Annotated in this window: 29 protein-coding genes and 2 pseudogenes; 7 read left to right on the plus strand and 24 right to left on the minus strand. The window is 72.7% G+C overall.

Features of this window, described 5'->3' with window-relative positions:
* The first annotated feature begins 63 nt into the window (after positions 1-63).
* The 4 genes from H596_RS21955 to H596_RS24665 are packed head-to-tail and all read left to right on the plus strand — an operon-like array spanning position 64 to position 3,079.
* Entirely contained in the window at positions 64-570 is a 507-nt protein-coding gene (locus H596_RS21955; protein ID WP_051213225.1) for a phosphate-starvation-inducible PsiE family protein, read from the plus strand.
* Entirely contained in the window at positions 557-1,669 is a 1,113-nt protein-coding gene (locus H596_RS0115530) for a patatin-like phospholipase family protein (RefSeq protein ID WP_037301754.1), read from the plus strand. Before H596_RS21955 ends, H596_RS0115530 begins: the two co-directional genes overlap by 14 nt.
* On the plus strand, positions 1,666-2,577 hold the full coding sequence (locus H596_RS24660) for a GntP family permease (protein ID WP_245584032.1): 912 nt from the start codon (positions 1,666-1,668) through the stop codon (positions 2,575-2,577). Before H596_RS0115530 ends, H596_RS24660 begins: the two co-directional genes overlap by 4 nt.
* Positions 2,564-3,079, plus strand: a complete 516-nt coding sequence (locus H596_RS24665) for a hypothetical protein (RefSeq protein WP_245584033.1) — start codon at positions 2,564-2,566, stop codon at positions 3,077-3,079. The genes H596_RS24660 and H596_RS24665 overlap by 14 nt, the downstream gene beginning before the upstream one ends.
* A gap of 12 nt (positions 3,080-3,091) precedes the next feature.
* On the opposite strand, the gene H596_RS0115540 is transcribed toward H596_RS24665, so the two are convergent.
* The 8 genes from H596_RS0115540 to mbhE form a co-directional block, all read right to left on the minus strand.
* Positions 3,092-4,093, minus strand: a complete 1,002-nt coding sequence (locus H596_RS0115540; protein ID WP_027285660.1) for a calcium/sodium antiporter — start codon at positions 4,091-4,093, stop codon at positions 3,092-3,094.
* Positions 4,094-4,465: 372 nt separating this feature from the next.
* Positions 4,466-4,831: a monovalent cation/H(+) antiporter subunit G gene (gene mnhG, locus H596_RS0115545; RefSeq protein ID WP_027285661.1), complete on the minus strand. Its 366-nt coding sequence runs from the start codon at positions 4,829-4,831 to the stop codon at positions 4,466-4,468.
* Positions 4,824-5,114 (minus strand): monovalent cation/H+ antiporter complex subunit F, encoded by a 291-nt coding sequence (locus H596_RS0115550; RefSeq protein WP_027285662.1) that lies wholly within the window; start codon positions 5,112-5,114, stop codon positions 4,824-4,826. Before H596_RS0115550 ends, mnhG begins: the two co-directional genes overlap by 8 nt.
* A complete protein-coding gene (locus H596_RS0115555) occupies positions 5,111-5,452 on the minus strand; it encodes a Na+/H+ antiporter subunit E (RefSeq protein WP_084602883.1) in 342 nt (113 codons plus the stop codon). Before H596_RS0115555 ends, H596_RS0115550 begins: the two co-directional genes overlap by 4 nt.
* Positions 5,449-6,960 carry a proton-conducting transporter transmembrane domain-containing protein gene (locus H596_RS0115560; RefSeq protein WP_027285664.1) on the minus strand — a complete coding sequence of 504 codons (1,512 nt, stop codon included), beginning with the start codon at positions 6,958-6,960 and terminating at the stop codon, positions 5,449-5,451. The genes H596_RS0115555 and H596_RS0115560 overlap by 4 nt, the downstream gene beginning before the upstream one ends.
* Complete coding sequence (locus H596_RS21965) at positions 6,957-7,358, minus strand: NADH-quinone oxidoreductase subunit K (RefSeq protein ID WP_037301755.1); 402 nt, start codon at positions 7,356-7,358, stop codon at positions 6,957-6,959. Before H596_RS21965 ends, H596_RS0115560 begins: the two co-directional genes overlap by 4 nt.
* A 36-nt stretch (positions 7,359-7,394) precedes the next feature.
* Complete coding sequence (locus H596_RS0115570; RefSeq protein WP_037301756.1) at positions 7,395-7,802, minus strand: MnhB domain-containing protein; 408 nt, start codon at positions 7,800-7,802, stop codon at positions 7,395-7,397.
* Positions 7,802-10,078 (minus strand): hydrogen gas-evolving membrane-bound hydrogenase subunit E, encoded by a 2,277-nt coding sequence (gene mbhE, locus H596_RS21970; RefSeq protein WP_037301757.1) that lies wholly within the window; start codon positions 10,076-10,078, stop codon positions 7,802-7,804. Before mbhE ends, H596_RS0115570 begins: the two co-directional genes overlap by 1 nt.
* Positions 10,079-10,377: 299 nt before the next feature.
* Between mbhE and H596_RS24195 the strand changes: the two genes are divergently transcribed.
* Together H596_RS24195 and H596_RS24670 are read left to right on the plus strand one after the other, a co-directional pair.
* Positions 10,378-10,596, plus strand: a complete 219-nt coding sequence (locus H596_RS24195; RefSeq protein WP_169579881.1) for a hypothetical protein — start codon at positions 10,378-10,380, stop codon at positions 10,594-10,596.
* Positions 10,596-10,922, plus strand: a pseudogene (locus tag H596_RS24670) (P-type conjugative transfer ATPase TrbB); the annotation flags it as partial. The gene H596_RS24195 and the pseudogene H596_RS24670, both read left to right, overlap by 1 nt.
* A 54-nt stretch (positions 10,923-10,976) precedes the next feature.
* On the opposite strand, the pseudogene H596_RS24675 reads toward H596_RS24670, so the two are convergent.
* The 7 genes and pseudogenes from H596_RS24675 to H596_RS0115615 all read right to left on the minus strand — a co-directional run.
* A pseudogene (locus H596_RS24675) lies at positions 10,977-11,285 on the minus strand (phage terminase large subunit family protein); the annotation flags it as partial.
* 525 nt (positions 11,286-11,810) lie between these two features.
* Positions 11,811-12,332 (minus strand): phage portal protein, encoded by a 522-nt coding sequence (locus H596_RS0115590; RefSeq protein WP_037301758.1) that lies wholly within the window; start codon positions 12,330-12,332, stop codon positions 11,811-11,813.
* Complete coding sequence (locus H596_RS0115595; protein WP_027285668.1) at positions 12,329-12,565, minus strand: phage head-tail joining protein; 237 nt, start codon at positions 12,563-12,565, stop codon at positions 12,329-12,331. Before H596_RS0115595 ends, H596_RS0115590 begins: the two co-directional genes overlap by 4 nt.
* Positions 12,565-13,173 carry a hypothetical protein gene (locus H596_RS23895; protein ID WP_027285669.1) on the minus strand — a complete coding sequence of 203 codons (609 nt, stop codon included), beginning with the start codon at positions 13,171-13,173 and terminating at the stop codon, positions 12,565-12,567. The genes H596_RS0115595 and H596_RS23895 overlap by 1 nt, the downstream gene beginning before the upstream one ends.
* Positions 13,170-13,523: a hypothetical protein gene (locus tag H596_RS23900; protein ID WP_027285670.1), complete on the minus strand. Its 354-nt coding sequence runs from the start codon at positions 13,521-13,523 to the stop codon at positions 13,170-13,172. Before H596_RS23900 ends, H596_RS23895 begins: the two co-directional genes overlap by 4 nt.
* A 14-nt stretch (positions 13,524-13,537) precedes the next feature.
* Positions 13,538-15,436 (minus strand): phage terminase large subunit family protein, encoded by a 1,899-nt coding sequence (locus H596_RS0115610; protein ID WP_027285671.1) that lies wholly within the window; start codon positions 15,434-15,436, stop codon positions 13,538-13,540.
* A 25-nt stretch (positions 15,437-15,461) separates the two neighbouring features.
* A complete protein-coding gene (locus H596_RS0115615; RefSeq protein ID WP_027285672.1) occupies positions 15,462-15,995 on the minus strand; it encodes a hypothetical protein in 534 nt (177 codons plus the stop codon).
* 167 nt (positions 15,996-16,162) lie between these two features.
* Here H596_RS0115615 and H596_RS0115620 point away from each other — a divergent pair, with 167 nt between their 5' ends.
* A complete protein-coding gene (locus H596_RS0115620) occupies positions 16,163-16,417 on the plus strand; it encodes a hypothetical protein (protein WP_027285673.1) in 255 nt (84 codons plus the stop codon).
* 16 nt (positions 16,418-16,433) lie between these two features.
* Here H596_RS0115620 and H596_RS24425 read toward each other — a convergent pair whose 3' ends face one another.
* From H596_RS24425 to H596_RS0115665, 9 genes are all read right to left on the minus strand, one after another.
* Positions 16,434-17,267, minus strand: a complete 834-nt coding sequence (locus tag H596_RS24425; protein ID WP_051213227.1) for a DUF3489 domain-containing protein — start codon at positions 17,265-17,267, stop codon at positions 16,434-16,436.
* Positions 17,268-17,363: 96 nt separating this feature from the next.
* Entirely contained in the window at positions 17,364-17,600 is a 237-nt protein-coding gene (locus H596_RS0115630) for a hypothetical protein (protein WP_027285674.1), read from the minus strand.
* Positions 17,601-17,705: 105 nt separating this feature from the next.
* Positions 17,706-18,974, minus strand: a complete 1,269-nt coding sequence (locus tag H596_RS0115635) for a site-specific DNA-methyltransferase (RefSeq protein ID WP_027285675.1) — start codon at positions 18,972-18,974, stop codon at positions 17,706-17,708.
* A complete protein-coding gene (locus tag H596_RS0115640) occupies positions 18,964-20,433 on the minus strand; it encodes a site-specific DNA-methyltransferase (protein WP_027285676.1) in 1,470 nt (489 codons plus the stop codon). The genes H596_RS0115635 and H596_RS0115640 overlap by 11 nt, the downstream gene beginning before the upstream one ends.
* 359 nt (positions 20,434-20,792) lie before the next feature.
* A complete protein-coding gene (locus tag H596_RS0115645) occupies positions 20,793-21,347 on the minus strand; it encodes a DUF6456 domain-containing protein (RefSeq protein ID WP_027285677.1) in 555 nt (184 codons plus the stop codon).
* Positions 21,337-21,564 (minus strand): hypothetical protein, encoded by a 228-nt coding sequence (locus H596_RS0115650; RefSeq protein ID WP_027285678.1) that lies wholly within the window; start codon positions 21,562-21,564, stop codon positions 21,337-21,339. Before H596_RS0115650 ends, H596_RS0115645 begins: the two co-directional genes overlap by 11 nt.
* Positions 21,561-22,088, minus strand: a complete 528-nt coding sequence (locus H596_RS0115655; protein WP_211225298.1) for a crossover junction endodeoxyribonuclease RuvC — start codon at positions 22,086-22,088, stop codon at positions 21,561-21,563. Before H596_RS0115655 ends, H596_RS0115650 begins: the two co-directional genes overlap by 4 nt.
* Before the next feature lie 146 nt (positions 22,089-22,234).
* Positions 22,235-25,006 carry a DUF7146 domain-containing protein gene (locus H596_RS21980; RefSeq protein ID WP_245584034.1) on the minus strand — a complete coding sequence of 924 codons (2,772 nt, stop codon included), beginning with the start codon at positions 25,004-25,006 and terminating at the stop codon, positions 22,235-22,237.
* Between the two features lie 181 nt (positions 25,007-25,187).
* Positions 25,188-25,750 (minus strand): ATP-binding domain-containing protein (locus tag H596_RS0115665; protein ID WP_027285680.1); only part of this gene is annotated, 563 nt, incomplete at its 5' end.

Raw genomic sequence — 25,750 nt, forward strand, 5'->3', positions numbered from 1 at the left:
CCGATCGCTGGTAGTGTCGCGGTGGGCGCAGGGCGCCCATGGCCTGGCGCGGAAGGACACTTCGTGAACTCGGAGAATAAGCCCGTCGACGAGGCGCTCATCCGGCACCTTCAATTCGTCATTCGCAGTTGCGTGCGCGCACTGGCGATATTGATGGTATTTGTCATCGTGATGGGCGTTGTCGATGTCGGCTGGACGATCTGGCAAATGCTGATCTCGCCGCCGCGTTTCATCATGACCATCTCGGATATTCTGCTCACCTTCGGCGCCTTCATGGTCGTGCTCATCGCCATAGAGATCTTCGTCAACGTAAGGATCTATCTGCGCGATGACATCTTCCACGTGAAGATTGTCATCGACACCGCCCTGATGGCGGTGGCGCGAAAGGTCATCGTTCTTGACATGGAGAAGACGGAGCCGCTCGCTGTCCTGGCTCTTGGCGGTCTCGTCGTCGCATCCGGCGTCTGCTACTGGCTCGTCCATAGGACGGCGGGACGCAGCTTGCGTATCGGGCAGGACGACAGCAACGGCGATCCACCCGCCCGCCCTGGCGCCAATGCTGCCGGCTGACCGTCCGGACCGAGCGCCCGCGCTGGTCAGTCTTGAACTCGCTCTGCAGGGTGGCGGCGCGCATGGCGCCTTCACCTGGGGCGCGCTGGACCGACTGCTCGACGAGGACGGCATCGAGATCGTCGCGATCAGCGGCGCCAGCGCGGGCGCCGTCAACGCCGTTCTTCTGGCCCACGGGCTGATGCAGGGCGGTCGCGCGGCGGGTCAGCGCGCCCTGTGGCAGTTCTGGAAGAACGTCGGCCGCGCGGCGCATGCGGCGCGGCTCTCCGCCGGCCCTTTCGCCCCCTTGTTCGCGGCGTCCGGACCGGCGCAGACCGAATGGGCGCCCTTCGCGCTGTGGTCGGCGACCCAGGCCGCCTGGCGAGCCTTCGCCGAGACGGCGGTCGGCGGCTTCGGCGGCCCGGCCGCCCTGTCCAACGACCTCAATCCGCTGCGCCGCCTGCTGGCCGAGGCGGTGGATTTCGACCGGCTGCGCGCCGCCGACGCGCCGCGGCTGTTCCTCTCGGCGACCGATGTCGCGACCGGCGCGCTGCGCGTCTTCCGCAACGCCGACCTGACGCCCGAGGCAGTGCTGGCATCGGCCTGCCTGCCGCAGCTGTTCCGCGCCGTCGAGATCGAGGGCCGCGCCTACTGGGATGGCGGCTACCTCGCCAACCCGCCGCTGGCGCCGCTGATCGCGGAGGCGGACGCACACGACCTGCTGATCATCCAGCTCACCCCGCCCGAGCGTCGCGAGGCGCCGCGCGGCGCCGTGGATATCGCGGCGCGACTGAACGAGATCGTCTTCAACGCGAGCCTGGTCAACGAATTGCGCGCGATCGGCGCGCTCCAGCGTGCGCTGGCGGCCGGTGCTGGGGTGGGTGGTGGCACCGAGCCCCTGTTCACCCGCCTCGCCGGACTGCGCCTGCACCGGATCAGCGCCGACGAGACGGTCTTCGCGCTTGGAGACCGCGGGCAGCTCTATCCGGAATGGTCGTATCTGCAGCGGCTGCACCAGCAGGGCGCCGATGCCGCCGCAATCTGGCTCGGGCGCCACCGCGCCGATCTCGGCCGGCGCGCCACGCTGAAATTCCCACCCGATGCGGGGGCGCTGCCGTGAGCGGCGTCCTCGGCATCCTCGCCGCTCTGACGGTGCTGATCCTGCTCGCCTATCGCGGGGTCAGCGTGCTGATCGCCGCGCCCCTCGGCGCCGCGCTCGCGGTGCTGGCGGCGGGCGGGCCGCCGCTCGCCGCGCTGCTGCAGACCATGATGCCCGCCCTCGGCGGATTCCTCGCGCAATTCCTGGCGCTGTTCGTGCTGGGCGCGATCTTCGGCAAGCTGATGGAGGACACCGGCTCGGCGCGCGCGCTGGCGCAGGCGCTGGCGGACCGGCTTGGTCCGGCCAACGCGATCCCCGCGGTGGTTCTGGCCTGCGCCGCGCTGACCTATGGCGGCGTGTCGCTGTTCGTCGTCGCCTTCGCGGTCCAGCCGCTGGCCGCCGAACTGTTCGCCCGCGCCCGCCTGCCGCGCGCGCTGATCCCGGCGACCATCGCGCTCGGGGCCTTCACCTTCACCATGACGGCGCTGCCCGGCACGCCGGCGATCCAGAACGCGATCCCGATGCCCTTCTTCGGCACTACGGCCTTCGCGGCGCCGGGGCTCGGGCTGGTCGGCGGCGCGGTGATGCTGGGCTTCGGCCTGGCATGGCTGCTGTGGCGGGCGCGTCGTGGCCGGACCGCCCGATCCGGCCCGCCTGCGCGAGATGGCGCAGGGGGAAGGCTTCGACATCGCCGAGGCCCGGCGCGGCGACGACGCTGTCGCCCTGCCGCCGCCCCTGCTGCTCGCGGTCGCGCCGATCGTGCTGGTGGTTGCGCTGAACGGGCTCTTCGCGGGCCTTGTGCTGCCGGCGATCGACGGCGCAGGCCTGGCCGATTCCGGCCCTGCCGCCGCGGACCCCGCGAAGTCGAGGGGGCTCCGCGCGATCCTGCTCGCGCTCGCCGTCACCATCGTCCTGATGGTCCTCGCTAATCGGCGCCGGCTTCCCGGGCTGATCGCGACGCTCGGCGCCGGCGCCAATGCCGCCGCGATCCCGGCGCTCAACACGGCGGTGCTGGTGGGTTTCGGCGCGGTCGTCGCCTCGCTGCCAGCCTTCGGCGTGGTGCGCGACGCGGTGCTCGGCATCGCGCCGGGCAATCCGCTGATCTCGCTGTCGATCGCGGTGAATATCCTGGCCGGAATCACCGGCTCGGCCTCGGGCGGGATGAGCATCGCGCTCGCCACCATGGGGGACACGTATCTCGCCCGCGGGCTCGCCGCCGGCATCGCGCCGGAGGCCCTGCACCGTGTGACCGCCATCGCCACCGGCGGGCTGGATGCGCTGCCGCACAACGGCGCTGTCGTCACGCTGCTGGCGGTCTGCCGGCTGACCCACCGCGAGTCCTATGCCGACATCTTCGCTGTCGCCTGCGCCGGACCAATCCTCGCGCTGCTGGTCGTGCTCGTCCTCGCGGCTCGGTTCGGCGCCTTCTGACGCGCCTTCGCCTCACGCCGCCGGCCAGATGGACCAGACATAAGCGACATAGAGCGCCAGCAGCGCCGCGCCCTCGCGTCGGCCGATCCGCCAGCCGGTGCGCCCGAGCAGCAGGAGCAGCGCAGAGGCGCCGACCATCACCCAGACGTCGTAGGCGACGATCGCTTCGGGCACCGTCGTCGGCGCGAGCAGCGCGGTCGCGCCCCCGATGCCGAGGATGTTGTAGATGTTGGAGCCGAGAACGTTGCCCAGCGCCACGTCGGCGTGGCGGCGCATCGCGGCTATCACCGAGGTCACCAGTTCCGGCATCGAGGTGCCGACCGCGACGATGGTCAGCCCGATCACCGTCTCCGAGACGCCGAGCCCGCGCGCGAGCGCCACCGCGCCATCGACCAGCAGGCCGCCGCCGAGCACCACCAGCGCAAGCCCGCCGAAGGCGAAGCCAACGGAGAGGGCAACCCCCTTCCAGCCTGCCCCCGGCGCCGAGGCGTTGGTCGCGTGCAGGCCGCTCGGATGGACTTCCTCGAAGGCGAGCGCCTTCTCGAAGGCGGCGGTGTGGCCGAACTCGCCGCGGCTCTCCTCGCGCCAGGCGTAGGCGATGTAGGCGACCAGCCCGGCCAGGAACAGCGTGCCCACGGCGCGGTCGAGCATGCCGAAGATGCCGACGCCGGCGAAGGCCAGCGCGACCGCCGCGCCGATGGTGCCGTCCCGCCGCAGCGCGCCCCGCCCAACAGCGATCGGCGTGATCAGCGCGGCGAGCCCCAGGATCACCAGGATGTTGGCGATGTTGGAGCCGACGATGTTGCCCACCGCGATCCCCGGCGAGCCAGCCAGCGACGCCTTCACGCTGGTCACGAGCTCGGGCGTCGAGGTGCCGAAGCCCACCAGGGTGAGGCCGATCAGCAGCGGCGACACGCCCATCCGCTCGGCGATCTGCACCGCGCCGCGCACGAACAACTCGCCGCCCAATATCAGCAGGGCGAGCCCACCGATCAGCGGCAGGGCGGTTTCCATATACGATCTCCTCGGTCCTCGTGCAGGCGGTTGTATTCCGGCTCCCGTCGAATGCGCACAGCGCGGCGCCGATCGCCCTCGGAGTATGTGCAGCAATCGAAGTTGTGCCTGAATGCCCGTTGATACTGGTCACCTCTTTCGGCCTGTCGCCAGCCCGAGGGGCATTCATTCACCAACGCTCGGGCGAGCAGGACGCTCGCCGACCCCTCGCGCAGTTGCCTGCGCCGCGGCGCCGGCGCGCACTCCGGCCATGCGCTTCCCGGCTTGGTGTCCGGCATTATTGCGCCCCGCCGAACGGCCAGGGCCCGGTGCCGGTCAGACTCGGCGCGCAGAGCAGGCCAAGCAGCTCCACTTTGGCCGCGGGGTGACCGCTCACAGCGCGCCCGGGGGCCGCGGCGGACTGTCGATGGATTGGCGCGGCAGCACGCCGGCGAGCGCGTCCGTGCTCCCGGGCCACAGCGGCGCGCCGCCGATATAGGCGGCGCGGCCTAGCGCGTGGGAAGAGATCGGCACCGTGACGAGCAGGAACAGCACGATCAGGCCGACCCGCAGCCAAGCCTCGCCGCCGCCGAAGGCGAGCCCGGCCCCGACCAGCATCAGCCCGGCGCCGACCACGCCCGCCTTGGTGGCGGCGTGCATCCGCAGGAAGGCGTCGGGCAGCCGTGCCACGCCGATCGCCGCGATCAGCGCGATGGCGGCGCCAAGCACCAGAAACAGGGCGGCCAGGGCCTCAGTCATCGCGCGCCTCCGGCGAGCGCGAGGCGCGGGTGATGAAGGCGGCCACGCCGACGGCGCCGACGAAGCCCACCAGCCCGAGGCCGAGCGCGATGTCGAGCAGCGCGAGGTGCCCGCCGGCCACCGCCGCCAGCGTGGTGGCGCCGACCGCGAGCAGGCCGAGCAGGTCCATCGCCACCGCCCGGTCGGCGATGCCCGGGCCGCGCAGCATCCGCCAGGCGGTGAGCGCCACCGCGGCGGCGAGCAGCAGCGCCGAGAGCGCGAGGGCCGCGCCCATAAGGGTCATGGCAGCACGCGCATCGCTGGCGCCTCCAGCCGCTCGGCGATGGAAGCCCGCACCGCGTCGGGGTCGGCCGCGTCCATCGCGTGGACATACATCACCTTGCGGTCGCGCGAGACATGCAGCGCCGTGGTGCCGGGGGTGAGCGTCACCATGTGGGCGAGCAGCGTGACGCCGCCCGCCGAGCGCAGCCTGAGCGGCACCGCGACGATCCCGGGCCGCAGCTCGAGGCGGGGCGAGAGCGTGGCGCGCATCACCGCGGCGGCCGAGAGCAGCAGCTCGCGCAGGAACAGCGCCGCGAGCCACAGCCAGGCGATGAGATTCCAGGGGCGCGGCCGGCTCACGGGCGGGCTCCGAGCACGGCGGCGATATAGGCCTCGCGCCCCGCGAGCTGTTCGCCGGCGGCCAGCGCATAGGCGGCGAAGGGCTCGGCCCACAGCCCGATGCCGAGGGTGACCAGCGCCAGCGCGGCGACGGGGCCGAGCAGCAGCCAGCGCTCGCGCCCGGCCAGCGCGACCACCGCGGCGCCCTCCGGCGGCTCCTTCCAGAACGCCTCGATCCAGATCTTGAGCATCGAGTAGAGGGTGAGGATGCCGGTGCCGAGCGCCACCGCGGCGAGCGCGTACCAGCCCGCGTCGAAGCCCGACTTCACCACCATGAACTTGGCCCAGAAGCCCGACAGCGGCGGCAGCCCGGCGAGCGACAGGGCCGCGATCGCGAACAGGATGCCGAGCCAGGGGTCGCGCCGCCACAGCCCGCCGAGCGCGGCCAGCGAGAAGCTGCCGCCGGCGCGCCGGATCGCGCCCGCCACCAGGAACAGGTTCGCCTTCACCATGATGTGGTGGATGATGTAGAGCACCGCGCCGGCGATCGCGAAGGGTGTAGCCACCGCCAGGCCCACGATCATGTAGCCGATCTGGCTGATGATGTGGAAGGACAGGATGCGCCGGATGTCCCAGTGCGCCGCCGCGCCCAGCACGCCCACCACCATGGTGCCGGCAGCCACCGCCCACAGCAGCGGCGCCATCCAGTCCTGCCCGGCCGGGAAGACCAGCGTCACCAGCCGGATCATCGCATAAACGCCGACTTTGGTGAGCAGCCCGGCGAAGATGGCGGCGACCGGCGCGATCGCCGTGTGGTAGGAGGCCGGCAGCCAGAAGAACAGCGGGAACACCGCCGCCTTGGCGCCGAAGGCCGCCAGCAGCAGGAAGGCGACGGCGGCGGCGGCGCCCTGGTTGGGCACCTGGGGCATCCGCCGCGCCATGTCGGCGAGGTTGAGCGTGCCGGTCAGCCCATAGACGAGGCCGACGGCGATCAGGAAGACCGTCGTGGCCATCAGGTTCAGCACCGCGTATTTCACCGCCGCGTCAAGCTGCTCGCGCCCGCCGCCCAGCACCAGCAGGCCGAAGGAGGCGATCAGCATCACCTCGAACCAGACATAGAGGTTGAACAGATCGCCGGCCAGGAAGGCGCCCGCCACGCCGAGCACCAGGGCCGCCAGCAGCGGATGCCACAGCGCCTCCTGCGCGCGCATCCCCGCATCGGCCGGGGCATAGGCAGCGGTGGCGGCGTAGATCAGCGCGGTGATGGCGACCATGGCGGCGGCGAACAGGTCGGCCACCATGGTGATGCCGAAGGGCGCGGGCCAGTCGCCCATCTGCGAGGCGATGACGCCGCGCCCCAGCACCTCGGCCACCAGGGCCGCGCCGCTGACCAGCATGGCCGCCGCCGCGGTGGCGGTGACGGCGCGCTGGACGAGGGGCCGCCCGCGCAGCGCGGCCGAGAGCGCGCAGGCCAGCAGCGGGATCAGCACCGGCAGGGCCAGCAGCCAGTCGGCACGCGCGGCGATCATGGCCGCGCCTCGGCCTCGGCGGCCTCCTGCTTGTCGGTGCTGGGCAACGCCGCCGGCTCGGCGCGGCGCAGCGCCTCGGGGTCAAGCGTGGCCTCGCTCCGCCAGGTCGCCCAGGCCAGCACCATGACGAAGGCGGTGAGGGCGAAGGAGATCACGATGGCGGTCAGCACCAGCGCCTGCGGCAACGGGTTGGAGGCGCCGGCGGCCAGCGCCTGCGCGCCCCGCTCAACCAGCGGCGGCGCCGTGCCGGCCACGCGCCCGGCGGCGATGATGGCGAGGTTGGCGGCGTTGCCGAGCAGCAGCAGCCCGATGATCACCCGCGGCAGCGAGCGCGCCAGCAGCAGGTAGCAGGCCGCCGCCAGCAGCAGGCCGAACAGCAGCGCGAGCAGGGTCTCCATCTCAGCGCGGCCCTGGGCCGGGGGGCATGGCGGGGCTCAAGCCGACTCCTCGCCCAGGAAGGGCAGCACGAAGGCCAGCGCGAAGCCGAGCACGACGAGATAGACGCCGATGTCGAAGGGGATGGCGGTGCCGATCGGCAGGCCATCGATCCATTGGTGCGTCAGCAGCGGCTCGGCATGCAGCAGCAGCGCCGGCAGCCCCGAGGCGGTGGCCAGCAGCAGTCCGCTGCCGCCCCAGGCCAGCGGGTCGAGCCGCAGCACCCGGCGCGTCTCCGCCGGCCCGCGCGCCAGCGCGTGGAAGACGAAGCCGAGCGCGCCGATCAGACCGCCGATGAAGCCGCCGCCGGGTTCATTGTGGCCGCGCAGCAGCACGAAGACCGACAGGGCAAGGCCGGCCCAGAGCACGTAGCTCGCCGAGGCGCGCAGGATCAGGCTGTCGGGCATCAGGCCGGCTTCCCGGCGCGGCGCAGCAGCACGGCGGCCGACAGCGCCGCGATCAGCAGCACCGCGATCTCGCCCAGCGTGTCGAGGGCACGGAAATCGACGATGACGACATTGACCACGTTGCGCCCCTTCGCCTCCGGCACCGCGGCCTGGCCCATCCAGTCCTGGATGGCCGGCTCGAAGGGCACCGAGAGGACTGCGAGCAGGATGGCCGTGCCGACGGCGCCGACGCCCAACGCCAGCGCCGCATCGCGCCGGCGTTCGCCAGGGCGGCGCGCATCCAGCGCATGGAAGGGCAGCCGCGCCAGGACCGCGACCAGCAGCACGATGGCCAGGATCTCGACGGTGAACTGGGTGAAGGCGAGATCGGCGGCGCCCAGCGTCAGGAACAGGATGCCGACGCCAAAGCCGACCAGGCCGGCCGCCATCACCTGGCCGAACAGCGCGCGAATCCGGCAGGCGGCCAGCGCGCCGGCGGCGATGACGGCGGCAAGGGCCAGTTGCGCCGGCGTCGCCCACAGGCCGGGCGCAGGCAGCGCGAGCCCGCCGCGCGCCGCCAGCAGCAGCCCCGCGCCGCCGAACACCAGGACAAGGCTGGCCGCAAGGTAGCGGCGCAGGCTGCCGCCCTGCACCCGGCGAGTGAGCGCGACGGCGCCGGCCGCCAGGGCGCGCATCCCGCGGCCGTAGCCCGCGTCCGGGCCGTATGCGTCGAGCCAGCGTTGGCCGGCCAGGACCGGCTGAAGGCGCTGCCAGCCGAGAAACACCAGTGCGCCAAGCGCGAGCGCGCCAAGGGACATGGCCAGAACCAGCGCGCCGCCCTGCTTCTCGCCGAGCGAAATGCCGGTGGGTCGTCCGAGGATGGCCGCCGCCGCGGGCTCAATGATGGTGTGGTCGACAAGCTGCGGCGCCATGCCTAGCAGCAGCCCCAACGCTCCGAGGACGAGCGGAGCGGCAAGCATCGCCATGGAGGGATCCTGCACGGCCTTCTCGGTCTCCATCGGCGCGCCCAGAAACGGGCGCGTTGCCACCACGCCCGCCACCACCACCATCGCGGCGTTGACCACCAGCGCGACCGACGGAAGCAGGCCCGGCAGGCCGACATGCACGGTGAACAACAGATCCTTGGCCAAGGACCCGATGAAGCCCGGCGCGCCCGCCATTGACAATCCCGCGAGCAGCGCTGCGGCGGTGGTCAGCGGCATCAGGCGGCGCAGGCCGCGCAGCTGCATCGCGTCGCGCGTGCCGGCCTTCTTGTCGACGATGCCGGCAATCAGGAACAGGCTTGCCTTGTATAGCGCGTGCACCAGCAGGAAGACGACGGCGGCGGTAGCGGCGAGCGGGTCTTCGATGCCGATCAGCGTCACCAAGGTGCCCAGCGCGACCACCGTGGACCAGGCGAGCTTGCGCTTGAGGTCGCGCTCCCGTAGCGCCAGCACCGCGCCGGCCAGCATGGTGGCCGCGCCTGCGCCGACCAAGAGACCCTGCCACAGCGCCATGTCCTGGAATGGCGGGTTGAGTCGCGCCAGCAGATACACGCCCAGCTTCACCATAGTGGCCGAATGCAGGTAGGCCGAGACCGGTGTGGGCGCCGCCATGGCGTTGGGTAGCCAGAAGTGCAGCGGCCACTGCGCGCTCTTGGCGAAGCAGCCGGCGGCGATCAGCACGACGATCCACGGCGCCAGCGGATGGTCGGCGAGGCCGCCGCCCTGCGCGAGGATCTCGGAGATCGAGAAGCTGCCGGCGGCGCGCCCGAGCAGTAGCACGCCTGCGAGCATCGCCAGCCCGCCAGCGACCGTGACCATCAGCCCCTGCTGCGCGGCACTGCGCGCCTCCGAACGATGGGCGTCAAAGCCGATGAGCAGAAAGGAGGCGAGGCTGGTGAGCTCCCAGAACACGAACAGCAGCACCAGGTCGTCGGCGAGCACGGCGCCGAGCATGGCTGCCATGAACAGCGTCAGCGTCGCGAGGAAGCGGTGCAGCAGCGCGTGCCCCGAGAGATACGACGCCGCGTAGAGGAACACGCCGGCGCCGATGCCGGTGATGAGCAGCGCGAAGAGGCGCGACAGGCCATCAAGGCGGAAGGAGAGCTCGACGCCTAGCGAGGGGATCCAGGCCAGGCGGAAGGCGGCCCCGTCCGGGAGGGTCAGCACCAACAGGAACAACGCGGCCGGCAGCACGGCCAGCCATGGCGCCGTCCACGGCCTCCGGCGCACCGCCCAGGCGACAAGCGGGACGCAGGCCAGGGTGAGCAGGGGGATTGCGATCAGCGCGACCATGGGACCGTGATCGCAGGGTCCGCGCGCAGTCGCAAGCGGCGTCAATCCATACGGCCCTCGTTCACATGGCGACAGCGAGAATGCCTCTTCTGCTTGCGGCGAGATCGTCAACCTCGGCTGTGGCGGCGTTCGTGGCCGGCCAGCATGCCTCACACTCGACGCCAAGCCGCCAGACGCCGGTCATTGAGCGCTGTAGCTCTATGCCACCATCCTGGGTGTTGCATTCGCCCCAATCTGCCGCTCTCTACTCGGCCCCACCCGCGCCGGCTTTTCGGCCGCGGCCGCACCACGGGGACCGCATGTCGCTGCATCCGCTCGAGGCCGAGACAACTGCGCGGCCCGCGCGCATGCTGCGAACCGCGTTCGGCGTCCGCATTCGCACCCTCCGCGCCTCGTCCAGCGCGGAAGCCTGGATCACTCCAGCATCGTCCATCGACATCCCTCTTTCTCTTTCTCCAGAGGGGGGCGAATTCATGTCGCCAAGGGAAGGTCATTCCATGTCGCGCGACACGAGGTGATGCTGAACCCTGACGGGCGCCTGTGGATCGACCGTCTCGCGGAAGGCCTCGCCGATACGGGCCAGCGCCTCGACTTCGCCGATGGAAGCGCATCATCCGCCTCGTCGCGCATCATGTCGGCGCCGAGGTACACGCCGATCGCTCCTGCGTCTCGGCCGAGCTGCCCAAGACGGGTGAGCGCTTCGAGGGTCTGCTGCCGCCCGTTGCCGCCGCCCCAGCCTTCGCGATCCGCAAGCCCGCCGTCGCCGTCTTCACGCCGGAGTTACTATGTCGCCGCTGGCATCATGACGGCTGAGCAGGCCGCCTCGCGGCGCACCGCCGTCGCGCGCCCGCAAGGGCGCCACCCGCTCCCGCAGTGCCAGCGTCTCCTCCAGCAGCGGATCGATGCGCCGGCGCGAGAAGCGCTTTGCCAGCTCCACGGTCGGCTGCACCGCCAGCACCGGCGCCGGCACATGGTGCAGGATGTAGCCGAGCAAGTTGTTGCCCGCCTCCGTGCCGCCGGTCTGCGCCCCATTCATGAACACCACCCGCCGCGCCGGGTGCGGCGCGGAGAGCGCGTCCATGATGGCGCGCAGATAGGGGGCGCGCGCCGTGCGCCAGGCGCCCAGCTCGGAGCAGCCGCGGCTGCTCAGGTTCCGATGCTGCTCGGCCCAGGCGGGAACGCTGAGCTGCGGCGGCGACTGGAGCATCGCCCTGGCCCGGCGGTGCGCATGGTTACGGGTTCGCGCCGCGGCCTCCGCCGATGCCACCTGCGGGGTCGAAGCGATCGGCGGCCTCCGTCAGCAGATCGGTGACATGCTGCTGCAGGATGGTCTGCAGCAGATGCGGGTCGACGCCGAGTTCGGCGGCGATCAGCCCGGAGACGCGAGCAGGCCAGTTCAGCGGCGCGTCGCGCATGGTGCTGCCGATCTCGTCGAGCGCGGCATTGGCCTCGGTGACATCGACCAGGCGTCGCTTGGTCTCATCCAGCGAGAGGCGCTGCGCCTCCACCTTCAGGGCAAGCTGGGCGACCTTCAGCCGGGCGAACGGTGTGCCCTCAGCGCCGTTCGCCAGGGGCGAGCGGGCAGGGTCGGCGGTTTCGGTAAGGCGTCGGCGGGTCTTGTCGATGTCACACTGGCCGTCCGGCTTGCGGGCGATGCGGTTGGTCTGCTCCGCCTTGCGCAGCGCCGTCTCGGTGATGCCGATGCGGCGGGCGGCCTCGCGGGTCGAGGGGGTCAGCCAAACGCCAAGATGCCCTGGATGGTCGGCGTGCCGTCCACCATGCCGTTGCGCGCCGTGTCGAGGTGATCGCTCTCCAGCACCTGCAGGCGCAGGCCGATCGGATTGGCGGGCGACGGCGGCGCCAGCAGGAAGCGGACGAAGCACTCACCGCTCTCGACCACCGCCCGCATCACCAGCGCCTGCAGGCCGTAGAGGTCGAGCCGTCCCTCGGCATCGCACGCGGTGCCCTCCGCCCAGCGTTGCCAGGCGCGGCCATGCGCGTCGTCCGGCCAGCGCGTGGTGATCCCGGCGCCGACCGCGTTGCCGGTCCAGAGGTCGACGATGCGGCTGGCGTAGGGGTCGTTGCGCACGGCGTCGCGGGCACGGCGCGCCACCGTGGCGGCGGCCATGCCGACCTCGGCATTGGCGCTGCCGCCGGCGGGCGCCCAGGCGGAGGCGCGGTGGTCCTGCGCCGCGGCGTAGCCGCGCAGCGCCGCCCAGGCATCTCGAAGGCGGCGTGTCATCCGCTCGATCACGCGCCACCCCCGCGCGCGAAGCTGGCCAGCGTCACCGAGGGCCGCCGCGCGGCGCTGTTCTCGGCGCCATGCAGCGCGGCCAGCGCCCGGCCAAGCTCGTCGAGGCTGCGGTACTCGACCGTGCGGCCGTCGAAGGCCACGCGCGTGGTACCGCCGGTGTAGGCCGCGGCCAGCGCCGCCGCGCGGCTGCCCGGAGGCTGGGCCAGCGCCCAGGCCAGGACGGCCGGGTCCATCACGCCGCCCGGAGCGTCGGCAGCGGCGCCGCCGCGTTGACGAGGTAGGACAACCCGCTGGGCGGGTTCGGCATGATCGGCGCGCCGGCCTGGTGCGTCAGCGGCGCGAAGAAGCCGTTCTCGCTGCCCGTCGTGCCGCCACCGGCCCCGCCATCCGCCGCGGCGGAGCCGAGCAGCAGCGTGTTGCCGCCGCTGAAGGCCTGGGTGGAGGTGCCGCGCACCGAGGGCGCCCCCGAGAAGCACAGCAGCAGCCACCAGACGCCGGCCGAAATCCAGCGCGGCCGCGCGAAGGGGCAGAGCGCGTTCCCAGCGACGGAGGTGTCGGCGTCCGCCAGCGGCTCCTCGATCACCGCCCCCGGCCGGCCGGCGCCATTGTCGGCGGCGAGCGCCATACGCAGGAGGCCCGCGGCGCCGGTGGTCACGCCCACCGCCATGGCCGCGAACAGCCCCGGCCGCGCCAGCACGTAGGGCACGCAGTACAGCCGGTTCGCCGCCATCGCCACCGCGCCGCCGGCGGCGCGCGCGTGCTGCGAGGCGTAGAAGCGCCCCGAGGCATACGGCAGCATCGCCGGCGCGGGCGGCAGGTGGTGCTGGAACAGCGCGGTCATGCGAGGGGCCGGATCCCGAGGGTGAGGAGCCGCTCCGCGGCCTGGTTCACCGGCGCGGCGGCGAGGCCCGAGCGCAGCCGGAGCCAGCGCCAGCCGAGCAGCAGGGTGGGCGGCAGGGTGAGCGCGCGGCCGGCGGCGACCGTCAGCACCACCTCGTTGCCGAGATGGTCGTGGAGGTCGGCCCAGGCGGCGGGCTCGCCCTCGTCGAGCGAGCCCTGCAGGGTGAGCGGGGCGTCGGTCCAGGCGGCGGGCAGCAGCAGCAGGCAGACGCCGTAGCCGACGCTGGCGACCGGCGCGCTCAGCGCCTGGCCGGCGGCGATCGTGGTGCGCACCGGGACGATGGCGGTCATGACGGTCTCCAGGATCAGCGCAGCCAGCCGCCGCGCGAGGCGAGCCAGGCGCGAGGGCGAAGGGGTTCCGATCGCATGGGCAGGACCGGAGCCGGTGCCGGTGACCCAGCGACGGGCGCCTCAGCGAGCGTGACGGGCGCATTCGCGATGTCCTCGCGCAGCCTGGCCCAGAAGCGTTCACCGTAGCGGTCCGCGCCGAGCAGCCAGAGCGCGGCGCGAGCCAGCACCGCGCAGTCCAGCGCCTCGTTCCTCTCCCTGAGCTTGGCCCATTCCTGCCGCGCGAAGCCGCGGCGATCCTTCACCGTGCGAAGCTGCTCGGCGACGAGCTGCTTCACCCACTCGGCTTCAACGCCCTGCGGCAGGTGCACCCAGCCGGGCGGGAACTCCTCGGCATCGCCCCGGCCGAGCCAGAGCCGGCGATAAAGGTCAGCCTTCCAGGTGGAGACCGAGACGGTCCAGAGCTTCAGGCCGCGGCGGAGCTTGCGGCCATCGACCAGCGCGTCCACCGGCGTCGGGCCCTGCACCGGCTGCGCCCGGTTCCAGCCCTCTACACCCTTGGTTGGGGCGACCCGCGGATCCCGCAGTCGGCGGAGATGGCCGTAGACCGCCGCGGTGTCCCGCCCGCCGGTGTCGACGCAGGTTTTGGCGATGCGCATCGCGCCGCCGCCCTGGCGCGGCCAGTCGCGGGCCAGCAGCGTCGCCAGCGCGTCCCAGGGCTCCCGCTCGCGCGGGCTGCCGGGGATGACCAGGTGGTCCACCAGCCAGGAGGAGAACCCCTCCGCCCAGCCCCAGACGTCGCATTCGAGGCGGTCGTCCTGCACGTCCACGCCCGCGGTCAGCACCAGCGCGCCGGCAGGCACCATGCCCATGCGGAAGTCCTCCCGCCGCTCGACCAGCCGCTCCCAGTCCGGCGCCTCGCCCTGCTCCTGCCAGGTCTCGCCGAGCACCGTGTTCTTGAAGGTCTTCAGGTCCTCGGGCTTCCCCTGCGCCGCCTCCCAGTCGCGGGCGATCTGCTCCCAGGACAGCCAGCCGACCGGCGAGTAGAGCGCCGAGATGTGGAAGCCGACCGTGTGCGGGTTCTCGGCGGTGGCGGTCGGGCGCCACTGGCCGCCGGCCAGCATGGCCGTCTTGTGGTGCTCCTCGATCCCCTCGTCGCAGGCCTCGCAGTGGTAGCGGACCGAGCGCGGGTCGCCCTTCTCCCAGCGGAGCCGCTCGAACTTCAGCCACTGTGTCTCCTGGCAGTGGGGACAGGGCACGAAGTAGCGCCGCTGGTCGGAGGCCTGGTACTCCCGCTCGATCCGGCTGCGGCCGGCGATGGTCGGGGTCGAGACCAGGAAAGCCTTGCGCCGCCAGCCGAAGGTCCGGGCCCGGGCCTCGGCGAGCGCGATCGGGTCGCCCTCGCCCTCCACGTCGCCGGGATAGGCGTCGATCTCGTCTAGGAACAGGAACCGCGCCGTCATCGAGCGCAGCCCGACCGCGCTGTTCGCCCCGGTCAGCACCAGGATGCCGCCGGGGAATTCCTTCGACAGCAGGGTATTGCCGCTGTCCCGCGCCCGGGCCGGGGCGACGCGCTCCTTGAGGGCCGGGGTCTCCTCCAGCAGCGGGTCGATGCGCTGGCGCGAGAACCGCTTGGCCAGCTCGACGGTGGGCTGCACCGCCAGCACCGGCGCCGGCACGTGGTGCAGGATGTAGCCGAGCCAGCAGTTGCCGCTCTCGGTGGCGCCGACCTGGGCACCCTTCATGAACACGACCCGCCGCGCCGGGTGCACCGCCGAGAGCGCGTCCATCACTTCGCGCAGATACGGGGTCCGGCTGGTCCGCCAGGGCCCCGGCTCCGAGGAGGCGCGGCTGCCCAGGATCCGGTGCCGCTCGGCCCACTGCGAGACGGTGAGCTGCGGCGGCGGGCGGAGCATGCTGCCCGCGCGCCGGCGCACATGGTCACGCGTGCGGGTTCGGATCTCCGCTGGCGCCGCCGAGGCCTGGAGGGTCGAAGCGATCGGCGGCCTCCGAGAGCAGGTCGGTGACGTGCTGCTGCAGGATGGTCTGCAGCAGGTGCGGGTCGACGCCGAGCTCGGCGGCGATCAGCCCGGAGACGCGGGCGGGCCAGTTCAGCAGCGCATCCCGCATCGCGCCGGCGATCTCGTCGATCGTGGCATTCGCCTCGGCGACGTCGAGCAGGCGGCGCTTGTTCTCATCCAGCGCGAGGCGCTGCGCCTCGACCTTGAGGGCGAGTTGCGCGACCTTGAGCCGGGCGTACGGCGTGTCGCGGCCGGCCGCGCCCCCGCCGCCATTCGCGAGCGGCGAGCGGTGCGGGTCGGCGGTCTGGACCAGACGGCGGCGGGTCTTGTCGATGTCCCAGCGGCCGTCCGGCTCGCGGGCGATGCGGCCGCTGCCCTCGGCCTTGCGCAGCGCCGTCTCGCTGATGCCGATGCGCCTGGCCGCCTCGCGGTTCGATGGGGTCAGCTCGGGCATGGCGGCGCCCTCCCGCCGCGCGCGACGATGATGCGGGCCTCGTCAGGTTGGACAGACGGCGCGCCGGGAGGATCGCCGGCGCATGTGATCGCGCGGCACCGCGCATTCCGCGTGCGCCTCACGGGGCACGCGGTGCATCATCGCCGCGGCGTCAGCGGAGCAGCGGGATGTCGCCGAAGAATCCCGAGAAGATGGTGATGGCGACCGCGTATGCGATGGCCATGGCGGATGGCGGTGTCGGCACGCCGCGGGTGGTTCGGCTCTACGTGGACGACGCGCGAAAGGTGCTGATCGATGTGCTGAAGGCGGCGAAGCGCCAGAAATGGGAGCTGTCGGAGCTGCTCATGGCGCTCGACCCACCGAAGCCCAGGCCGCAGCCCTGGGAGAAGTATCAGGACCCGCCGCCGCGCCGCGGGCCCTGAGCCGTTCTGCGGGGCGTCATCCGGCGATGCGATACACGGTGTAGGAGCCGCGGGCCCCCTCCTTGTTGGGCCCGACCTGACGCACCCGCTCCAGCGCCTCGACCGCGATGCCCTGGCGCTTCTTCAGCCCGGCGAAGAACCCCCGCACCGTGTGCGGCGCCCAGCCGGTCGCCTCGGCGATCTGCGCCACCGTCGCCCCCTCGGGACGGCGGAGCATGGCGAGCACCTGCTCCTGCTTGGTGCCCTCGCGCGGCCTGCGCGGCGCGTCCGCATCACGCGGCATGCGGGCGGGCTTCCCAGCCAGGGCGGCGCGGAGGCGCGCCATCGGCCCGTCGAGGGCGCCGATCATGTCGGTGTCGCGGTTGGCCGCGGCGTCCCAGGCGGCGAGCACCGCGGTGGCGGCGTCGCGCAGGCTGGCCCGCCGCGCGGGGCGGGCCGCCGCGAGGACCTGGTCGAGCAGGGCGAGGTCCTCCGCGCGGGTGGCGTCGTCCGGCGCCCCGGGCGCGTCCTGGGCGGGTCCGGTTGCGCCGGCGGGGTTGTCCTGAGAGGGCGCCTCCAGCGCGCCCATCGGCGCAACGTCCGTGGCCGGTGCGGCGTCCTTCGGGTCGACGCCGATGGCGCGCAGCCCGGCGTCGGTGATCTTCAGGAGGACGCTGTCGCCCTCGACCGTCCAGAGCGCGTGCGCGTCGTAGGCGGGGCGGTGCACCGCGATCACCAGGTCGGCCTTGAGCAGCGCCTTCGCCACCGTCTGCCGCGCCGCGGCCGGCAGGCGCTCCGGCGGGTAGGCCAGGTGCTCGGGGTGCTGCGCAGCGGCGGAGAGGATCGCGCGCTGGGTGTCGGTGAGCTTCATCCTTGGGGTCCTCGGTCCGGCACCCGACCAGCCGGGTGCCACCACCCCGAGCCCCGCCGGCTCGCGCCGGTCGGGGCGGTGCGGGAGCCCGCCGCGTCAGCCGGCGTATTCGCCCCGGCGGAAGTGCTGGTCGGCGATCTCCTTGAGCTTCGCCGTGGCGTCAGCGAGCCAGGCCGTCTCGCCCCAGAGCACCGCCTCCGGGTCCGCCCCGAAGTGGTCCGCGCTGGCCTGCTGCAGTTCCGCGAGCAGGGCGTCGAACTCGGCCTTCTTCGCCAGGAAGGCCACCAGGCTGCGCTCCTGGTTGCGGGCGGCGCGGGCTTCGCGGTCGGTCATCGTCGGCTCCGTCTCCCGGTGCAGGGGGCGATCCCCTGCGCGTGACGGACCATTCGCGCTGTGCCGCGCCCGAGCCAAGCGAGATGCAGCGTCAGATGATTGCTCTTATTGGGCTTTCTCGATCATCCCAGCATCGCCGGCGCCGCGCGCCGCCGCGATGTCGCCGAAGGTGCGGTCCTCGCCCTCCAGCACCGCGGCCTCGCCGGTCGCCTCCTGCCAGCGTCGGACGATGACATCGGCATAGGCCGGGTCGAGCTCGAGCAGCGCCGCCCGCCGCCCGGTCCGCTCCGCCGCGATCATGGTCGTCCCGGAGCCGCCGAACGGGTCGAGCACGGTGTCGCGCTGCTTGCTGCTGTTGCGGATCGCCCGCTCGACCAGCGCGACGGGCTTCATCGTGGGATGCAGGTCGTTCCTGGCCGGCTTGTCGAAGTGCCAGACGTTGCCCTGGTCGCGGGCGCCGCACCAGTAGTGCTGCGCGCCGGCCTTCCAGCCGTAGAGCATCGCCTCGAACTGCTGGTGGTAGTCGGCGCGGCCGAGCGCGAAGGTGTTCTTCGCCCAGATGAGGGTGCTCGACCACTTGCCGCCGGCCTCCTGCCAGGCGCGGTGCAGCGTCGGCCACTCCGAGGAGGACATGCAGACGTAGCAGGCGCCCTTGGTGACCGAGAGCAGGTTGGCCAGCGCCGGGCGGAGGAAGTCGAGGAAGCCCTCGCCGAGCGCGTCGTTGGCGATGGTCATCCTGGCCGCGGTGCCGCCGCGGTAAGCGACGTTGTAGGGTGGGTCGGTGAAGGCCATGTCGGCGAGGCGATCGGCGCCGAGGGCGCGCTGCACATCGGCCAGCTTCGTGGCGTCGCCGCAGAGCAGGCGGTGCGCGCCGCAGCGCCAGAGGTCGCCTGGGCGGGCGACCGGCAGGGCGGGCGGTGGCGGGGCGTCGTCGGCGCCGTCCTCGTCGAGCCCGGCATCCGCCGCGGCCAGCAGACGGTCGAGCTCCATCCCTGTGAAGCCGAGCACGTCGAGGTCGACCGCCGCCTCGTCGCGGATGCGGGCGATCTCGGCGGCGAGCAGCGCCTCGTCCCACCCGGAGTTGAGCGCGATCTGGTTGTCGGCCAGGCGCAGGGCCCGGGCCTGCGCCTCGGTCAGGTGGGCAAGGCGGATCGCCGGCACCGCCACCATGCCGAGGCGCTTTGCGGCCATGACCCGGCCGTGGCCGGCCACCAGCACGCCGGCGGCGTCGACCAGCACCGGGTTGACGAAGCCGAACTCGGCGATCGAGGCGGCGATCTGCGCCACCTGCGCCTCGGAGTGGGTGCGGGCGTTCTCGGCGTAGGGGACCAGCGCCGCCACCGCCACGGTGGTGACCTGAAGCTCAGGCCGCATCGGCCAGCGCCTCCGCGCGCGCCGCCGCGACGGCGTCGTAGTCCCGGCCGTCCTCCGCCAGCGTCACGGGCAGATCAGGGTGCAGCATGCGCCAGCGGGCGATGGCCAGGTCGACATAGGCTGGGGCGAGCTCGACGGCCCGCACCCGCCGCCCGGTGCGCTGGCCGGCGAGGAGCGTGGTGCCGGAGCCGGCGAAGGGCTCGAACACCGCCTCGCCCTCGTCCGTGTAAGCGCGCACCAGGAACTCGGGCAGCGCCACCGGGAAGACCGCCGGGTGCTCGGTCTCGATGCCCCGGCCCTTGTGGCGGGTGATGCGGAGCACGCTATCCGGGATGCGGCTCTCCTGCACCGGCAGGCCGATATGGGTGTAGGCCTTCACCTCGCCGTCGGCGGCGCGCAGGCCGCTGCCCTTGTTCGGGGTGCCGGCCCACTTGCAGGGCACGATCTTGTTCGGCTGGCGCGCCTCGCGGTTGAGGTGGAACACCAGCTCGAAGGCCGGCGCGAGGCGGCCATTCCAATCCCCCGGCAGGCCCGGGCCCTGATCCCAGGCATAGAGGCCGAACCGCCGCCAGCCCTGGGCACGCATCCAGTCGAGCCAGCCGGACCAGTACGGCAGCCACTCCCCGTCGCGGTGGATCAGGCCGAGGTTCACCAGCGCCTGGCCGTCGTCCCGCAGGATCAGCGGCAGATGCTGGAACACGCCCCGCATCAGGGCATCCCAGTCGGAGACGCCACCGGTGGTGTAGTCGCGCTGGTTGCCGTAGGGCGGGCTGGTGAACAGCAGCGCCGCGCGGTCCTCGCCCATGACGCGGGCGACGGTGGCGGCGTCGGTGCTGTCGCCGCAGAGCAGGCGATGCTCGCCGAGCAGCCAGAGATCGCCGGGGCGGGTGACGGCCTGGCGCGGGGCGTCGGGTTCGGCGTCGGCGGGATCATCCGCCGGCGCCTCGTCCATCTCCGCCGCGCCGGGCGCGCCACCGCCGCCGGCCTCCGGCTGATCCGCCTCCTCGGGCGCTTCGCCATCAACGACGGCCGCATCCGCCGCCGCGAGGATTGCGGTCAGCTCGTCCGCCGAGAAGCCGAGCATGGCCACGTCGATCTCCGCGGCGGCCTGCACACCGGCCAGGGCCTCTCGCAGCAGCGCCTGGTCCCAGGTGGCGTTCTCCGCAATGCGGTTGTCTGCGAGCCGGAGCGCGTCCTTCTGCGCCGGCGAGAGGTGGCGCAGTACGATCACCGGCACCCGTTCGATGCCGAGCGCCATGGCCGCCTCGAGCCGGCCATGGCCGGCGATCAGCACGCCGGCCTCATCCACCAGCAGCGGGTTGGTGAAGCCGAAGGCCAGCATGCTGGCCTTGATCTGCTCGAGCTGCGCCGCACCATGCACCCGGGCATTGCCGCGGTGGGCGCGCAGATCCGCCACCGGGCGCAGCAGGATCTTCGCCGCCATCCAGGGGAGCGTCATCGGGCCATCCGGGATCAGGGTGGGTGCGAACCGTGCGCGCGGCCGGTGCGAGCCTCACGCCGCCACAGTTCGCAGCTAAACGATTGAGATCAGGGCCGTGTGGTGCGAACCGCGCACCATGTTTTCGGCCTGGCGCTAGCGAAGTCGCGCGCTTCCGCCCCCCGCATACGCCGGGCGCAGGAAGGACCCTGCGGCTCGCGAGCCACTGTCTCGATGCGGCGACGCTGCGGCTCAGGAGCCGCGGCGCTCACGCACCTTCTCTACGTGTCCTGAGTCTAGCCGCATTGATTTCGGCGCCGCCACGGGGTGAATTGTAACAGTGCGACCGGGGCGGTGCGGGCCACCCCGGCCGCGCCGCGTCACGCCGCCCGCTGCCGCGGCGTCAGCCCGAAGTGCTTCGCCAGCATGCCGAGGGCCGCGACGAGGATGCCCTGCGCCACGGGCCCATGCACCGTCCGTCCCGCCCAGCCCTGGCGCATCGCCCACTCGCGGACCGAGAACTCCAGCCCGATCACGAACCAGGCGCAGGAGCCGGCGGGGCTGTCGTGGCCGCCCAGCGCGTCCAGCGCCTCAGCCACGCGCCGTCGCGCGTCGAGCTGCCGGTTCGAGACGTCGCCGTTCGTCGCGCCCGCCAGTCGGATCAGCTGCGAGGTGGCGATGCCATCCAGCGCAGCGGCTCGGAACAGCGTCCGGAAGATGCAGCCTGCCTCGTGCATCTCCGGCGTGATCGTGCCGTTGGCCAGCATCAGGCCGAGGGTGTCGACAGCGCGGCGGTGCTGCACCGGCGTGCCGGTCTCGGGGTCCGCCTCGCGGACCGGCTCGGAGAAGCCGCCGTGCTGCAGCCGCCATGGCGAGGGCTTCGACAGGTCCTCGCGCGGCGGCGTGGTCCGCCTGGCCTTGCGCTTACCGGCCATGGGCATGCCTTCCCTCGCGCCGCCCCCAGCGCCGGTTGGCTTCGTTGGTGACGGCCTGGCGCAGCCAGGCGTCGGCGATGTCGTCCACCGACAGGGCGGCGACGCCGTGCCGGTGCCAGGCGGCGGCGCGCAGGGCGTCGATCTCCAGCGCGGAGGCCGGGCTGCGTGCCAGGTCCAGACACGACCGGGGCGGGCGCGGCGAACCGGCGAGCCTCATGCCCGGCCTCCCGAGGATTCGGTGGCCCAGAGCAGCAGGGCGATGGCATCGGCCTCGTTGTCGTCGGCCGGTGTGAAGCCGCGGGCGCACATGGCGGCGACCATCGCCGCCTTGTCGGCGTTGCCCCTGCCGGTGGCAAAGCGCCTGATCGTGCCGACCGGCACGCCCTCATAGGCGATGCCGCGCTCCTCGCACCAGGCGGCGAGGTGGGCGAGGAAGCCGCCGTAGAGATGCGCCGCGTCCGTGCCGGCGTGGGCCCGTACCTCCTCGAAGGCAATACGCGCCAAGCCGCCCGAGAGGTCGGAGACCTCAGCCAGCCAGCCGCGGAAGCGCAGGAAGCGCATGCCGCCGCCTTCGAACCGGCTCGGCCTGAAGGTCACGGTGCCGGAGGTGATGCCACCGTCGCGGCGGCGCAGCGCCCAGCCGGTGGTGGTGCCGAGGTCGAGGGCGAGGACGGCGTGGCGGTCGAGCGCGAGGGCCGGCGGCGTGGCAACGGTCGGGCCGCTTGCCGGCGTGGCGGGCATGGGGGAAGTCGCAGGAGCCATGGGATCTCCGAGAGGGGATCGTCGTGGTGAGGGCGGTGGCGCGGTCCTTGGCGGAACTCGCCGTCGCCGCCCGGCTGGGTGAGGCGCATCCGCTTCGGGCGGCCCGCGGCTGTTCGGACGGCGCATCACGGCACCCCGTCCAGCCAGGTGGGCTCCGTCACGGGCCTGGTGGATGTCCGTGGATGTGCGGCTTGACCCTCACCGGCACATTCACCGGCGGAAACCGGCGGATTGCCTGGGACCGGTGAATGTCGTGAATGTGGTGGATGTTGTTCCGTCTCTTCCCTCATGGGCGCGCGCGCGTGCGCGCACGCGTGGGCATGGGAAGAACATTCACGACATTCACGAGGCCCGAGGAAGCCTCGGTTTTCCGCTGAGTTTCGCCCGTGAATGTTGGCAGACGCACATTCACCGACATTCACGGCGGGCCAAACATTCACGGGGTCAGCACCTCGCGCTGAAAGTGGTGGATGTTCGTCCGTGCCTCCGTCCTGGGACGGCTTCAGCCGCCACCGCCCGGCGCCCTGGTAGGTGCCTGCGGCCTCGACATGGAGGCTGCGCTGGCCGATGCGGAAGACGCGGTCGCGCAGCTTGCTGAGGGCCTTGCCGAGCCGGATGCGCTGCGAGCGGTCGTTGCCGGGTCCGAGCGGCAGGGGTGGCTCGACCTGGATGGCGACGCCGTAGAGGTCTGTGATGCCGACCTCGGCACTGCCGAACCGATCCCACCAGGCGGAGACAAGGCTGCGCCAGGTCGCCCCCTCGCCATCGGACGCCGTCATCGTCTCGTCCAGGTTGCCGAGAAAGCCCTCGAGCCCGGCCACCTCCAGCACGCCGCCGATGGTCTGTGCCCAGGCTTCGTAGCTGCCAATGCTCCGGCGCCCGCGCGGACGGCCGGCGGCGACCCAGGCGCGGCAGAGGGTGAGGCAGGCGGAGACCAGCCTCGCACGGTTCGTGCGCACCCACCCCATCAGGTCGGGATGGCGGAAGCCGTCGCGCCGCCAGGGCTGGTCGGTTCGGGCGTCGAGGCGGATGCGGACGAGGCGGCGGGCGATCTCGTGCGAGACGGCCGGGTTGTTGCCGGTGGCGACCCAGGCGCAGCGCACCGGCAGGCGGACCATGTCCGAGGCGCCGAGCACGCGGTCCTCCCAGAGGGGGGCGGTCAGCGCCGCGGCGAGGGCGGAGCTGTCGAGCTCCTGGCGGAGGTTGTCGATCAGCAGCAGGGTCGGCAGCTGGCGCAGCTTGGCGGTGAGCCGCTTGCGCCACTCGTCCTCGTCGCGGCCCTCGGTCATGACGGCAGCGCCCGAGCCGGTGAGGATGGTGGCGATGGCGTCCACCATGAGGGTGGCGCCGGTGCCGGGCGTGGGCTTCTCGATCATGTGCAGCGGCGTCGGCCCGTCGATCATCGGCCGCACGAAGCCGAGCAGCAGCAGGGCGAGGGCGTGGGCACGCTCGGCCTCTCCGGTGAAGGGGAAGTCGCCGAGCAGCTCGCCGAGCAGGAGGCTGCGCGCGGCAGCGATCTCGGCCGCCGTCGGCCGGTCCGGCACCGGCGGCAGCACGAATCCCGGCGGCGGTCGGTAGAGCAGCCGCGCGTCGGGATGGTAGCCAGGCTCGGTCAGCAGCGTGCCGGCCCGGCCGAACACCGGCGCCGTGACGATCCCCGCCAGCACCGGCAGCGCCGGATCAGGGGTGGCGACGAGGGACTTCACCAGGCCGGTGGGCGGCGGTGCCGGGACCAGGTCGCCCTTGGCGTTGAGCCTTCGCCAGTCGGCGAGCTTCGCCAGCATGTGCCGCAGGCGCTCCTCGCGCACGGTGACCGCGACGGGGCGGCCGTCATCGTCGGGCACGACCCAGGACGGCTCGCCACCGAGCCGGAACAGCCAGGGCGAGCGGTTCGCCGACAGCACGAGACCCCAGGCACGGGCGGTGGCGCGGTCGAGATTGCCCTCGTCGGCGCGAACGGTCGGCAGCGGATGCGCTGGCTCCACGAAGCCGATGGGCAGGTGGCGGCCGGTTTCCGGCTCCTCGGGCGCAACGTCGGCGCTGCTGGGCTGCCGCATCGCCGCATCGACCAGCGCCGCGATCGGCCCCGGCCCCTCGCGCAACAGCATGTCGTTGAAGTCGTCGCCCAGGGTCGGAGGCAGCGCGATCGCGACCTGCCTGCCCTCGAGGCGGAGCTTGGCGGCGGCGGCTTCGGCGGCGCGGAGCCCGGCGCCGGAGGCGTCGTGGTCGGCGAGGATGACCACGCTCCGCGCCTCCGGCGGCAGGTGCGCCTGCTCGAGGCCGCTGGTGGAGAGCGCCGCCCAGACCGGCAGGCCGGGGCAGGCCAGCATGGCGGCGAGGCCGGTCTCGATGCCCTCGCAGAGCCCGAGCACGCCGGCCGGGCCGATCGGGGCGAGGCGCACCGTGCCGCCGCCGCTCCGGCCGAGCACCATGCGCGGCTTCGGGATATCGGCCTTGCGGACGGTCCCACCGTCCTCCCGGAGGTAGGTGCGATGCACCGCCACCACCTCGCCGGCGCGGTTGCGCACCAGCCCGACCATCGCCGGATAGCCGGCGCGGGTCTCGAAATGCGCGAGGTCGGGATGGAACAGCAGATCCGCGCCGTCCGGCACGGCGAGGCCGCGGCCCTGCAGGTAGCGCTCCGCCGCCGTGCCCTGGATCGGCTGCGCGTGCTCCAGGATGAAGGCGATGTCGCGGGCGGCGTCGCGCTCCGGCTTCGGTGCCGGCGGTGGTTCCAGGCGCGCCGGGCCTTCGCCCGTCCAGCCGGTCATCTCGGCCGCCCGCGCGAACAGCGCCCGGTCGGCGAGGCCGGTGCCGTGCGCGAGCGTGGACAGCGGCCCGCCGCCCTCATCACCATCGAAGTCGTGCCAGTCGCCGGCATGCTCGCCGCGCAGCATGATCACGCAGGAGCCGGAGCGGCGCGGCGGATCGCCCTGGATGTTGGCCAGCCGCCATTCGTCGCCCTGGCGCCGGCCGTTGGGGAAGAGCCCCGGCACCCAGGCATGGGCGGTGTCGCGCAGGCGCTGGACGATGGCCTCGAGGTCGTAGCGGGAAGGCGCGACCGTCGCGTCATTCAGGTCAATCAAGGATCACCAGCCCGCGCTCGGCGCGCGTGATCGCGGTGTAGAGCCAGCGGGCCCGGTCCTCGGGCGTGCGCGAGAGACGGTCGTCGTAGACGATCACGTTCTCCCACTGGCTGCCCTGCGCCTTGTGGCAGGTGATGGCGTAGCCCCAGGAGGTCTCGATCAGGCCGCGCAGCGCGCGCCAGTCGCGGCGCTCGCGCTCGGGATCGCGCCGCACATGGTCGTCATAGTGCCCCTTGTAGAAGCGATGCCGCCCGGCGATGGCGACGCCGTCCTCGGTGGTGACGCTGGCGCGGAAGCTGAGCTCGTCCTCGTCCTCGATCCCGGAGAGGCTGACGAACATGCCGTTCACCAGGCCGAGGTCGTGGCGGTTCCTGAGGCAGATGATCTTTTCCGACCGCCCCGCCGGATAGATGTCGGGAAAGCCCGCGGCCGCCTTCATGCTGGCGTTGAGCCAGAGCCGGGTGTCGTTCCGTCCGCAGATCACCTGCCCGCCGCGCAGCATCTGCGCGGGGCTGACCGCACTCCGCGGCAGCTTCCAGACGTGCTCGTCGTGCG

Source organism: Rubritepida flocculans DSM 14296 (assembly GCF_000425365.1).
GTDB lineage: Bacteria > Pseudomonadota > Alphaproteobacteria > Acetobacterales > Acetobacteraceae > Roseococcus > Roseococcus flocculans.

Coding starts and splice junctions, on each gene's coding strand:
- H596_RS0115530 (WP_037301754.1), top strand. CDS start 557: ATGCTGCCGGCTGACCGTCCGGACCGAGCGCCCGCGCTGGTCAGTCTT.
- H596_RS0115650 (WP_027285678.1), bottom strand. CDS start 21,564: ATGAGGCTCGCCGGTTCGCCGCGCCCGCCCCGGTCGTGTCTGGACCTG.
- H596_RS0115615 (WP_027285672.1), bottom strand. CDS start 15,995: ATGCCCGAGCTGACCCCATCGAACCGCGAGGCGGCCAGGCGCATCGGC.
- H596_RS0115595 (WP_027285668.1), bottom strand. CDS start 12,565: ATGGACCCGGCCGTCCTGGCCTGGGCGCTGGCCCAGCCTCCGGGCAGC.
- H596_RS23900 (WP_027285670.1), bottom strand. CDS start 13,523: ATGACCGCCATCGTCCCGGTGCGCACCACGATCGCCGCCGGCCAGGCG.
- H596_RS23895 (WP_027285669.1), bottom strand. CDS start 13,173: ATGACCGCGCTGTTCCAGCACCACCTGCCGCCCGCGCCGGCGATGCTG.
- H596_RS0115540 (WP_027285660.1), bottom strand. CDS start 4,093: ATGGAAACCGCCCTGCCGCTGATCGGTGGGCTCGCCCTGCTGATATTG.
- mnhG (WP_027285661.1), bottom strand. CDS start 4,831: ATGACTGAGGCCCTGGCCGCCCTGTTTCTGGTGCTTGGCGCCGCCATC.
- H596_RS24195 (WP_169579881.1), top strand. CDS start 10,378: ATGTCGCTGCATCCGCTCGAGGCCGAGACAACTGCGCGGCCCGCGCGC.
- H596_RS0115630 (WP_027285674.1), bottom strand. CDS start 17,600: ATGACCGACCGCGAAGCCCGCGCCGCCCGCAACCAGGAGCGCAGCCTG.
- H596_RS0115635 (WP_027285675.1), bottom strand. CDS start 18,974: ATGCGGCCTGAGCTTCAGGTCACCACCGTGGCGGTGGCGGCGCTGGTC.
- H596_RS0115550 (WP_027285662.1), bottom strand. CDS start 5,114: ATGACCCTTATGGGCGCGGCCCTCGCGCTCTCGGCGCTGCTGCTCGCC.
- H596_RS24665 (WP_245584033.1), top strand. CDS start 2,564: ATGGTCCTCGCTAATCGGCGCCGGCTTCCCGGGCTGATCGCGACGCTC.
- H596_RS24425 (WP_051213227.1), bottom strand. CDS start 17,267: ATGAAGCTCACCGACACCCAGCGCGCGATCCTCTCCGCCGCTGCGCAG.
- H596_RS0115655 (WP_211225298.1), bottom strand. CDS start 22,088: ATGCCCGCCACGCCGGCAAGCGGCCCGACCGTTGCCACGCCGCCGGCC.
- H596_RS0115570 (WP_037301756.1), bottom strand. CDS start 7,802: ATGCCCGACAGCCTGATCCTGCGCGCCTCGGCGAGCTACGTGCTCTGG.
- H596_RS0115645 (WP_027285677.1), bottom strand. CDS start 21,347: ATGGCCGGTAAGCGCAAGGCCAGGCGGACCACGCCGCCGCGCGAGGAC.
- H596_RS0115560 (WP_027285664.1), bottom strand. CDS start 6,960: ATGATCGCCGCGCGTGCCGACTGGCTGCTGGCCCTGCCGGTGCTGATC.
- H596_RS0115640 (WP_027285676.1), bottom strand. CDS start 20,433: ATGACGCTCCCCTGGATGGCGGCGAAGATCCTGCTGCGCCCGGTGGCG.
- mbhE (WP_037301757.1), bottom strand. CDS start 10,078: ATGGTCGCGCTGATCGCAATCCCCCTGCTCACCCTGGCCTGCGTCCCG.
- H596_RS0115610 (WP_027285671.1), bottom strand. CDS start 15,436: ATGCTCCGCCCGCCGCCGCAGCTCACCGTCTCGCAGTGGGCCGAGCGG.
- H596_RS21980 (WP_245584034.1), bottom strand. CDS start 25,006: ATGCTGCGCGGCGAGCATGCCGGCGACTGGCACGACTTCGATGGTGAT.
- H596_RS0115620 (WP_027285673.1), top strand. CDS start 16,163: ATGTCGCCGAAGAATCCCGAGAAGATGGTGATGGCGACCGCGTATGCG.
- H596_RS21965 (WP_037301755.1), bottom strand. CDS start 7,358: ATGGAGACCCTGCTCGCGCTGCTGTTCGGCCTGCTGCTGGCGGCGGCC.